We start from the raw sequence: 11,067 nt of genomic DNA, 5'->3' as shown, positions 1-11,067 counted from the left end.
CGGGCTCAGTGCACAGCGGTGGACGCCGTGACGGCGGGCGCCTCCAGGCCGGTGCGGCGCGGGGGGACGCAGGCGACGACGAGCCCCGCTACGGCGTGCTGGTCACCCTCCACCGCCAGGGCGACCCGCCGCCGTCCTGATTGGTCTCGGTGTCGGCTCTGGCGGCGGTGCCCGGGCGCTGGCTACGCTTTCCCGGGTTTGCCGGGGCGGTCCGCGCCGTCGAGCGCCCGCACGGAGGGAGCCGGAGCGAGCGTGCCGCCGCAGGAGCTGACGCCGGCCGCCGGGCCCGCCGCCCGCGAGCCGCGCGGGGCCGCGCCCACCGCGCCCACCCGTCCGCCGAGGGCGCTCGGCCGGACCGGCCTGCTCGTCGCCGGATCCGTCGTCCTCCTCGAAGCGTTCTGGCTCGTGGCCGCGCTGCCGGCCGCGGCGCTCGTCAGCGACCTGGGCGCCATGACGGTGGCCGGGTGGGCCGCCGTCGCCTGCGCGAGCGCGGCGCGGCGCCAGCCCGCGTCGCTCCGCCGGTTCTGGTCGCTGCTGGCCGCCACCATGGCGCTCGCGGCGGCGGGGCGGCTGATCTGGACCGTCGAGCGGCTGACCGGCGACGACCTCCCGCACACCCCGCTCATCGGCGCCGTCTTCACCGCCGGCATCCTCACCGGCACGGCCGCGCTGCTCTGCTCGCTCACCGCCCCGCGCACGGCCGTCGGCCGCGCCCGCATCCTGCTCGACGGGGTGATCGTCGCGCTGGCGCTCGTGCCGATCGCGTGGGTGGTGGTGTTCCGGAACGTCGCCGACGCCGACCTGGCCGACCCGGTCCGGACGCTCGGGCTGCTCTACCCCATGTTCGACCTGATGCAGCTCACCATCCTGGTCGCGGTGGCCGGTCCGGCCCGGCCGGTGTGGCGACCGATGAGCCTCATCGCGGGGAGCCTGGCCCTCCGGGCGCTGTCCGACACCGCGTACGTGGCCCTCTTCGCGCGCGGCGACTACGCGCCCGGTCATCCGCTCGACCTGTGCTGGCCGCTGAGCTACCTGCTGATCGCCGCCGCGACGGGATATCCGCCGCCGCCGGTCCGCGCCGACACCGACGACACGGCCGACGCGGCGCCTCCGCCGTGGTGGCGGGTGGCGTTGCCGTACCTGCCGGTGGGCGGGGCGATCGTGGCGGTGATGCTGGCCCGACAGCCGAGCGGGCAGACCCCGCACCTCGTCTTCGGCGGCATTCTGGCGCTGCTCGCGGCGCTGGCCGTACGGCAGGGGCTCGCCGCGTACGAGAACCTGTGGCTGGTGGCCCAGCTGCGCCAGCTCGCCTACACCGACCAGCTCACCGGGCTGCCGAACCGGCTGATGTTCACACGTCGGCTGCGCCGGGCGCTGCGCGACGACGGCCGGGTGGCCGTCCTGCTGCTCGACCTGGACGGGTTCAAGCAGGTCAACGACCGCTTCGGGCACGCCACCGGCGACGCCCTGCTGAGCGGCCTGGCGGCCCGCATGCGGGCCGCCGTGGACGGTGACGGCACCATCGCCCGGCTGGGCGGCGACGAGTTCGCGGTGCTGGTCGACGGCGATAGTTCCGCGGCACCGGAACGGCTGGCCCAACGGCTGCTCCAGGCGTTGCAGCCGTCCGACGGCGAGGAGGACGCCGGCGTCCACCCGTCGGCGAGCATCGGCATCGCCGAGTACGGCCCGCAGCACGCGTCCCCCACCGACCTGCTCCGCGACGCCGACATCGCCATGTACGCGGCCAAGGCCGCCGGGAAGTCCGCGTACCGGATCTGCACGCCGTTGCTGCGAGAGTCGGCGGTGTCCCGCGCGGAGCTGATCGCGGACCTGCGCCGGGCCGTCGACGAGGGGCAGCTGCGCCTGGAGTTCCAGCCGATCGTGGACCTCGCCACGGGGGCCGTGCGCAGCGCCGAGGCGCTGGTGCGGTGGTGGCACCCGCGGCTGGGCGTGCTCACGCCGGCCCGGTTCCTGCCGCTGGCCGAGGAGGCGGGGCTCATCCTGCCGATCGATCGCTGGGTGATCCACGAGGCGTGCCGCGCCGCGGCCACGTGGCGGAAGCGGGCGCCGCAGGCCACGGTCGCGGTGAACATCTCGGCGGCGCACCTGCGCCGGCCGGACCTCATCGCCACGGTCACCGCGGCCACCGCCGCCGCCGGGCTGGCGCCGCGTGCGCTGACCCTGGAACTGACCGAGTCGGCGCTCATCGAGAGCAGCGAGGCGGTGCTGGACCGGCTGGGCCAGCTGCGCGAGCTGGGGATCGGCATCGCCATCGACGACTTCGGCACCGGGTACTCCTCGCTGAGCTACCTGCACCGCATCCCGGCCACCGAGCTGAAGATCGACCGTTCGTTCGTGGCCCGGCTCGACAGCGACGACGACCGCGCGTACGCCACGGTGGAGATGGTGACCCGGCTGGCCGGGGCCTTCGACCTGGCGGTGGTGGCCGAGGGGGTGGAGACCGAGCGGCAGCACGCGGCGGTCGCCGCGATCGGCTGCCCGCAGGGTCAGGGTTACCTCTACGGGCGGCCGGACGTGGCCGCCGCGGTGGGCCAGAATCGGGTTTGACCCTCACGTAACGGCAGGCTGCAGCCTGGTTTGCGGAAGGGAGGGGACACCATGGCGTACACGGTGGGCCAGGTGGCGAAGGCCGCCGGCGTGACGGTCCGGACGCTGCATCACTACGACGAGATCGGCCTGCTCTCGCCGAGCGGGCGCAGCGCCGCCGGTTACCGCCGCTACGACGACGCGGACCTGGAGCGGTTGCAGCTCATCCGCTACTACCGCGAGCTGGGGTTCCCATTGGAAGAGATCGCCGCGATCCTCGACGACCCGGCGGCCGACCCGGCCGTACACCTGCGCCACCAGCACGAGCTGCTGACGGTACGGATCAAGCGGTTGCAGGAGATGGTCACGGCGATCGAGTTCGCGATGGAGGCGAAGAAGGTGAACATCCGGCTGACCCCGGAGGAGCGGTTCGAGGTCTTCGGGGATGCCGACCCGGACGCGTACGCCGAGGAGGCGGAGCGGCGGTGGGGCGGCGGCGAGGCGTACCGGGAGTCGAACCGGCGGACGTCCCGGTACGGCAAGGACGACTGGCTGCGGATCAGACAGGAGAACGAGGACTGGGGCCGGCGGATCGTGGCCGTGATGTCCACGGGTGCGCCGGCGGACAGCGCGGAGGCGATGGAGTTGGCCGAGGAGCACCGGCAGATCATCGGCCGGTGGTTCTACGAGTGCTCGTACGAGATCCACACCGGCCTGGCCGACATGTACCTGGCCGACGAGCGGTTCACGGCGCACTACGAGAGCATCGCTCCCGGGCTGGCCGCGTACCTGAGCGAGGCGATCCACGCCAACGCGGTCAGCCGCGCGTGACGTGTCCGGCTGTGGGCCGCGCCGCACCGGGGCGCGGCCCGCGGCCGGTGTCACTCCTCGACCGCCCCGGGGTCCACGAGGTGGTCGTAGACGGTGCGGGCCAGCTGGCGGACGGTCTCGTCACCGCTCGCCATCGGGCCGGAGGTGAGGAAGGCGACGACCGTCTCCGAGCCGGGGATCAGGTAGTAGCCGACGTCGTGCGAGGCGTCGGGCAGGTCACCCGTCTTGTGCGCCACCGGCACGCCGGGCGGCAGCGCGGCCGGGATCTTGGTGTTGAGGGTCTGCTCGGCCATGAACCCGATCATCAGGTCCCGGGAGGCCGGGGTGAGGATCTGCGCGTCCCACACCGCGCCCAGCAGGGCGACCACGTCGTCCGGGCTCGTGTAGTTCTCCTCGCCGCGCATGGCAGCCTCGGTGTCGAGCATCTTGCGGGCGAGGATCGTCTCCCGCTGGTTCATCGAGTCGATCAGGTCGTTGACCGGTGCGAAACCGCCGAAGTAGTCGATGAGCACGTTCGCGGCGGTGTTGTCGCTGTACTTGATCATGTACTCGGCCAGCCGGTACAGGGTGACCAGCCGCGGGAACTCCTCGTGCTGCAGCTCGCCGGTGCCGTCGACGACCTGGGCCGGGGTGACCAGCACCTCGTCGTCCAGCGACACCTGGCCGCAGTCCACGCGGCGCAGCAGCTCGACCAGGATCCACAACTTGATCACGCTGGCCGCCTTCGGGCGGAACGTGCCGTTGACCGCGATCTGCTGGTCGCCGTACCGGCCGGAGAGGTCGCGCACGGTCACCCCCGCCGGGTTGGCGGTCGAGGCGTCCACCACCTGCCGGAGCTGGCCGGTGAGCGGCAGCAGCCGTCGACCGGCGACCGGGTCGGTGGGCGGCTGCGGCTCGGTGACGACGTCGCCGACCAGCCCCACGGGCTCGGCGTCGGGCCGGGTCACCTCGACGATGCCGCGGGTGCGACCGACCAGCGGCACGTCGTAGGCGTACGTCGTGTCGTCGACCGTGACCTCGCCGCTGGCCACCCGTCCGTCGACCCGCATGTCCGGGTCGGCGACCCGACCGGTGTCGCCGTCGCAGGCCCGGTAGCGCACGGTGCGCGTCCCGCTGTCGACGGAGAACGCCCCGCCGGGCACGGCCAGCCAGGCGAGGGTGCTGGCCGGGGGCCGCTGGGGCTCCGGCCCGCCGCCGTCGGCGAGCGCCGGCCCGGACGGCAGCAGCGCGAGCGCGAGGCCCGTGGCGACCAGCCTCGTCAGGAGTACGCGGCGGCCCGTCCTCCGGGAAGATGAGACCTGCTTGTCTGTTTTCTTCACGTTCGTACGATAAGAAGCCCCTGAGGTCGGTGGTGCGGACGGCGACCACGTCACCCGTCCGGGGCGGCGGACCCCCGCGGCCGGCCGATCCGGGAGAGGATGGGCGGGTCGCCGCCGTGACCGGGAGGTCCACAGTGCTCATCGTCGCCGGCAGTCTCTACGTCGATCCGGCCGGGCGGGACGACTACCTCGCGTCCTGCCGCGACGTCGTCCGGCAGGCCCGCTCGGCGCCCGGGTGCGTCGACTTCGCGATCAGCCCCGACCTGCTCGAGCCGGGGCGGATCAACGTCTACGAGCGGTGGGAGTCCCCCGAGCAACTGCTCGCCTTCCGCGGCTCGGGGCCGCCCGAGGAGCAGACCGTGGCCATCCGCGGCGCCGAGGTACACCGATACCTGATCTCCGCGGTCGAGGCGCCCTGATCCCGCGTCACATCGGCGGAGGCTCCGGGATCGGCTCCGGGGGCAGGCCGGGCGCCAGCCGGCGCAGCGACGTGAACGTGGGCACCAGCGCGTCGTACAGCTCGGCGAAGAGTGGCAGCAGCGTCGCGTACGTGGCGGACGCGGCCGGGTCGGGGCGGATGACCTCCTCGATCCGGACCAGGTCGGCGGCCACGTCGATCGACGAGATGAGGCCGAGGGCCTGCATGCCGAGCAGCGCCGCGCCGAAGCTGGACCCCTCGGTCCCGGCCGGGAAACTCACCGGCACGCCGAGCGCGTCGGCGAGGATCTGCCGCCAGAGCCCGCTGCGGGCGAACCCGCCGCTGGCCCGGATCTCGCGGACCTCGTTGCCGGCCGAACGCACCGACGCGAGCACCAGCGCGAGCTGCTGGCAGACGCCCTCCATGGCGGAGCGGACCAGGTGCTCCCGACGGTGCCCGTGGGTCAACCCCACGTACGCGGCCCGGGGCAGCGCGCTCCAGTGCGGCGCCCGCTCGCTCAGCAGGTACGGCAGCATGATGAGCCCGCCCGAGCCGACCGGTGCCCGGGCGGCCAGGGCCACCAGGTCCTCCTCGGCCTGCTCGCCCAGCTCCGGCGCGAGCGCGTCGCCGGCCCACCGGAGCACGATGCCGCCGTTGTTGATGGCGCCCCCCACCACCCAGCGACGTTCGGTGAGCGCGTAGCAGAACACCCCGCCGAGCGGGTCGACGCCCGGGCGCTCCACCACCACCCGCATCGCACCGCTGGTGCCGATCGAGCAGGCCACCATGCCGGGGTGCACCGCGCCGAGCCCGAGATTGGCCAGCGGGCCGTCCCCGGCGCCCACCACCACCGGGGTCCGCTCGGGCAGTCCGGTGGCCGCCGCCGCCTCGGGGGTGAGCCGGGGCAGCACGGCGGTGGTCGACACCAGCCGCGGCAGCTGCTCGGTGGTGATGCCGGCGATCGCCAGCGCCTCGGTGTCCCAGGTGAGGGTGTGGATGTCCATGAGGCCGGTGCCCGAGGCCACCGAGTGGTCGGTGACCAGCAGCCCGCAGAGGCGCAGCAGGACCCAGTCCTTGATGCCCACCCAGTGGACGACGCGCTCGAAGAGCACCGGCTCCTGTTCGGCGAACCAGAGCAGCTTCGGCAGCGGTGCCATCGGGTGCACCGGCGTGCCGGTGCGGCGGTGCAGGGCGAGGCCCGAGGGCACCGCGCGGAGCCGTTCGGCCTGCCGGCTGGCGCGCGAGTCGGCCCAGGTGACCGACGGCGTGAGCGGCTCACCGTCGGCGTCCAGCCCGATGAGGCTGTGCATCGCGGTGGCGAACGACAACCCGGCCACGGGCCGGTCCAGGTCCGCGACCGTCGCGCGGACCGTCTCGCGTACGGCGTCGAGGATGCGGTACGGGTCCTGGACGGCGTACCCGGGTTGGGGCTCGTCGAGGGGATAGCCGGCGGTCGCGGAGGCGAGCAGTTGCCCGCGGGTGTCGTACGCGACCGCCTTGGTGCTGGTCGTGCCGATGTCGACGCCGACCACGACAGCGGGTGAACGTCCCGTGCCGGCCACGACGCTCACCCCCTTCGCGCCCGGGGTGGCGGGCGGCGCCACCCGCCTGCGGCTGACGTTACCGAGACGCGCGCGGACCTGTACGGCGATCACGCGCCTGAGCGCCGTCATCCCCCGACGAGGCGACCCTGTTGCGATTCGCGAATAGCGCCCCTACCGCCAATTGCGTTACGTCGCAGGAATCGCGCCGCGTATTTTCGCGGGCCGCGTATTCGTGCCAATGTCGCCGATGGGTCGGATGGGAGCGCAGCGGACCTGACCGGCCCACGGCGGAATGGCGTCCGCCATATGCTCCCCGGCACCTCTCTTCGCCTGTCAATAGCGCTCGACCGACAAATTCGGCCGGTCCGGTCGCCGAAAGCGACAGGCGTGGAAAACGGGAGTCGATTCGGTACGGACAACACGATCACGGGGGGACGCATGGCTGTCGTCGTCGTGCTCGACATCGATGATGTCGTGCGGGAGCAGCAGAGCCTGATGATCGAGGTGCGCTCCGACGACGTCCGCGTCGCGGCCGCCATGGCCGTGCTCCGGCCGGCTCTGCTCGCGATGCAGGCGCCGGGAGCCGACGGCGAGCCGGTGGGGCCGGCGTTCGTGTCGTCACCGGTCCCGGTGCCCGGGGCGCACCTGCTCTTCATCGACTTCGGCCCGCTCCCCGCGGAGCAGATCCTCGCCGTACCGGAACTGCTGGCGGGGCACCTGCGAGGGGCCGGCGTGCGGGACGCCGTGGTCTCGGTGGCGCGGCACGACCCCATCGACGCGATCGAGGAGCACGGCCCGTCAGCGCGGGCGTACCTGCGCGGCCCACTCGGCCTGCCGTTCACCGACACTCCGGGCCCTCGGCCGGTCGCCATCCCGAGCCCCCGGCCGGGAGGTGGTGTGGCCCCGCCGTCGGCGCCACCGCCGCTGCCCCTGCTCGACGTGGCGCTCGACTGGTGGCACGCCGAGCGCCGGCCGGGTGACGAGACGAGCGTCGTCGTGCTCGGCGTCCGGGTGCCGGTGACCGCCGAGACGGCCCGTCCGGTCGCGGCGGCCGTGCTGTCCACCCTGCCGACCGCCACCACGATGACGGTGCTCGCCGGCGACCTCACCGACCCGCTGGTGGCCGCGACCGTCGGCAGCGACTTCCACAACGCCGTGCCGGCGGCGTCGCTCACCGCCGCGCCGCCGCGGGGCGACCCGGCGGGTCTGGTGGAGCGGATGCGCCGACTGCGCGACCTGGTCCGGAGGCACGCCGGGGCGCTGGTGTGGGCCGGGGTGGACGTGGAACCGGACAGCCGGCGGGTGCTCCTCCCACAGTGGTCGCAGCGCACGCCGGCCGACGGGCCACCGGTCACCCGGCGCCCCGGCGTGGAGCTGCTCGCCGACGAACTCGTCCCGGACGCCATGTGGTACCAACTGCTCTCCGCCGGGCATCTCGACCGGCTCGGCGGTCTCCCGTCCGGTGCGGTGCCGCTGCCCGGCGGCCGGGCCGAGCTGACGGTCGGAGAGCCGGAGCAGTGGCTGCCCGGCCATCCCGACGCGCCCGTGGTCCGGGACCGCGCCCGCGAGCTGCTCGCCGGCTGCCTCGTCGACGAGAAGCAGGCGTTCACCCTGTCGGCCGCCCGGATGCGTCGCGCCCTCGGCCAGGGCGACTGACCGCGCCAGGGGTTTCCGTGGCGCGCCCACGGCGCGAGAATGCACGGATGTGAATGCCTCTCGGGCGCCGGCGCCCGGGTGGCCGTGACGGGGGAGGACGCGATGACCGCTCGCTCGAAACGTGTCGGCGCCGCACTGGTCGTGACGGGACTGGTCGCCTCCGGGCTGGCCGCCGTCCCGGCCGGAGCGCACCAGCGGGACCACGGCTACGCCGCCGAGATCCGGCGCGCGTCGTACGGGGTGCCGCACATCACCGCCCGCAGCTTCGCCGACCTGGGCTTTGGGGTCGGATACGCCCAGGCCGAGGACAATCTCTGCGTCATCGCCGAGACGGCGGTGACCGTCAACGGCGAACGGTCCCGCTGGTTCGGGGCGAGCGGACCGACCGATCCCAACGTGCGCAGCGACCTGTTCTACCGCAAGGCCGTCGAGGACCGGGCGGTCGAGCGGCTGCTCGCCGGCCGCCGCGACGGCGTGCACGCCCCCACCGACGACGTCCGGGACCTCGTGCGGGGCTTCGCCGCCGGCTACAACTCCTACCTGCGTCGTGTCGGCGCCGCGAAGCTCTCCGACCCCGCCTGCCGGGGGCGGGGGTGGGTACGGCCGCTCACCGAACTGGACGTCTGGCGTACCACGTGGGCCAGCATGGTCCGGGCGGGCTCGGCCGCGGTGCTGGACGGAATCGTCGCCGCGGCCCCGCCCACCGCCACCGGCCCGGCCGCCGCCCAGGACGCGCCGGGCGCGGCCGCGGTGCTCGCCGCCGCCGACGGCGCGCCGGCCGGGGTGGGCAGCAACGCGTACGGGCTGGGCGAGGCGGCCACCGCGACGCGGGGCGGGATGGTGCTGGCCAACCCGCACTTCCCGTGGGACGGCGCGGAACGCTTCTACCGGATGCACCTCAAGGTGCCCGGCCGCTACGACGTGGAGGGCGCCGCGCTGATCGGCGACCCGATCGTCGAGATCGGCCACAACCGCACGCTCGCCTGGAGCCACACCGTCTCCACCGCCCGCCGCTTCGTCTGGCACCGGCTCGCCCTGGTCCCCGGCGACCCGACCTCCTACTACGTCGACGGCCGGCCGCGGAAGATGACCACCCGCACGGTGACCGTCCAGGTGCGCGGCCCGAAGGGCGATCTCGTCCCCGTGCGCCGCACCTTCCACGACACCCACTACGGGCCGGTCGTCGTGGTGCCCGGCACCTTCGACTGGACGGCCACCACCGCGTACGCCATCACCGACGTCAACGCCACCAACAACCGGGCGTTCGACGGGTGGCTCCAGATGGGCCGGGCCTCGACCGTACGCGAGTTGAAGCGGGTGCTCGACCACTACCAGTTCCTGCCGTGGGTCAACGTGATCGCCGCCGACGCCCGCGGCGAGGCCCTGTACGCCGACCACTCGGTGATCCCCCGGGTGACCGACGCGCTCGCCGCCACCTGCATCCCCGCCGCCTTCCGGCCCCTCTACACCAGCAGCGGCCAGGCCGTGCTCGACGGATCCCGGTCCGCGTGCGCGCTCGGCGCCGACCGGGACGCCGCCGTCCCCGGGATCTTCGGCCCCGCCGACCTGCCGGTCCGGTTCCGGACGGACTACGTGACCAACTCGAACGACAGCTACTGGCTGGCCAACCCCGAGGCGCCGCTGGAGGGGTACCCGCGGATCATCGGCGACGAGCGCACACCGCGCAGCCTGCGGACGCGGCTCGGGCTGGACCAGGTGCGGCAGCGCCTCGCCGGCACCGACGGCCTACCCGGCCGCGGGTTCACCGCCGAGCGGCTGTGGCAGACCGTCTTCGGCAACCGGGTGTACGGCGGCGAACTCGTCCGCGACGACCTCGTGGCGCTGTGCACCGGCCGGCCCACCGCCACCGCGTCCGACGGTACGACCGTGGACGTACGCGACGCGTGCGCGGCGCTGAAGCGCTGGGACCTGCACGCCGACCTCGACAGCCGGGGCGCCCACGTGTTCATCGAGTTCGCGGTCGAGAGCGGGTTGCGCTTCGCCGACGCCTTCTCCGCCGCCGACCCCGTACGCACCCCGCGGCGGCTCGACACGACAGACCCTCGGGTGCTCACCGCGCTCGCCGACGCCGTCCGGAACCTCGCCGGCATCCCGCTCGACGCCCGGCTCGGCGACATCCAGACCGAACCGCGCGGCGACCGGCGCATCCCGATCCACGGTGGACGTGCCGAGGCCGGCATCTTCAACATGATCGTCAGCACCCGTTCACCGGGCGTCGGCTACCCCAAGGTGGTGCACGGGTCGTCGTTCGTGATGGCCGTCGAGTTGGGCCCGAACGGGCCGTCCGGCCGGCAGATCCTCACCTACTCCCAGTCGACCGACCCGAACTCGCCCTGGTACGGAGACCAGACCGCGCTCTACTCCCGCAAGGGCTGGGACACCATCAAGTACACCGAGGCGCAGATCAACGCCGATCCGAACCTGCGCACGTACCGCGTGGGGGAGGGCCGCCACCACTGACGCCGCCGCCCCTCGGGTCAAATCGCCGCACGTCCTCCACAGGGCGTGCGGCGATTCCGGTTTCGGCTGAAGGCTCGGGCTCTCCGGCAGAACGACCGGCAGAAGTTCATGCGGGAAATGTGCTCGACGGCGCGACGAATGTCACAAGCCGCCGCTCGGACCGCCGTGCCTAGCTGCAGGAACGTCATCGATGCCGGCCGCTCCCGTCGTCAGCGAAACCATTGCGGCACCACGGGGTCGCCGATACGAAACGTGCGGATGAACTCATTCC

7 protein-coding genes are annotated in these 11,067 nt (G+C 73.7%); 5 read left to right on the top strand and 2 right to left on the bottom strand.

Going from position 1 to position 11,067, the window contains the following annotated elements; translation table 11 throughout:
- Window positions 1-252: 252 nt before the first annotated feature.
- Together D7193_RS06425 and D7193_RS06420 are read left to right on the top strand one after the other, a co-directional pair.
- Window positions 253-2,568, top strand: a complete 2,316-nt coding sequence (locus D7193_RS06425; protein ID WP_241562830.1) for a putative bifunctional diguanylate cyclase/phosphodiesterase — start codon at window positions 253-255, stop codon at window positions 2,566-2,568.
- Window positions 2,569-2,619: 51 nt separating this feature from the next.
- A complete protein-coding gene (locus D7193_RS06420) occupies window positions 2,620-3,378 on the top strand; it encodes a MerR family transcriptional regulator (protein WP_120778391.1) in 759 nt (252 codons plus the stop codon).
- 50 nt (window positions 3,379-3,428) lie between these two features.
- Here D7193_RS06420 and D7193_RS06415 read toward each other — a convergent pair whose 3' ends face one another.
- Window positions 3,429-4,697, bottom strand: a complete 1,269-nt coding sequence (locus D7193_RS06415) for a serine hydrolase (RefSeq protein WP_120778390.1) — start codon at window positions 4,695-4,697, stop codon at window positions 3,429-3,431.
- Window positions 4,698-4,831: 134 nt separating this feature from the next.
- On the opposite strand from D7193_RS06415, the gene D7193_RS34060 reads away from it, so the two are divergent.
- Window positions 4,832-5,116 carry a putative quinol monooxygenase gene (locus D7193_RS34060; protein WP_120778389.1) on the top strand — a complete coding sequence of 95 codons (285 nt, stop codon included), beginning with the start codon at window positions 4,832-4,834 and terminating at the stop codon, window positions 5,114-5,116.
- A gap of 7 nt (window positions 5,117-5,123) precedes the next feature.
- On the opposite strand, the gene D7193_RS06405 is transcribed toward D7193_RS34060, so the two are convergent.
- A complete protein-coding gene (locus D7193_RS06405; protein ID WP_120778388.1) occupies window positions 5,124-6,788 on the bottom strand; it encodes a gluconokinase in 1,665 nt (554 codons plus the stop codon).
- Between the two features lie 309 nt (window positions 6,789-7,097).
- On the opposite strand from D7193_RS06405, the gene D7193_RS06400 reads away from it, so the two are divergent.
- Complete coding sequence (locus D7193_RS06400) at window positions 7,098-8,315, top strand: hypothetical protein (RefSeq protein ID WP_120778387.1); 1,218 nt, start codon at window positions 7,098-7,100, stop codon at window positions 8,313-8,315.
- A 102-nt stretch (window positions 8,316-8,417) separates the two neighbouring features.
- Window positions 8,418-10,796: an acylase gene (locus D7193_RS06395; RefSeq protein ID WP_120779295.1), complete on the top strand. Its 2,379-nt coding sequence runs from the start codon at window positions 8,418-8,420 to the stop codon at window positions 10,794-10,796.
- The last annotated feature ends 271 nt before the right edge of the window (window positions 10,797-11,067 follow it).

The organism is Micromonospora costi, from assembly GCF_003626655.1.
Lineage (GTDB): Bacteria > Actinomycetota > Actinomycetes > Mycobacteriales > Micromonosporaceae > Micromonospora > Micromonospora costi.
This window is presented reverse-complemented; position numbering and strand designations above follow the sequence as displayed.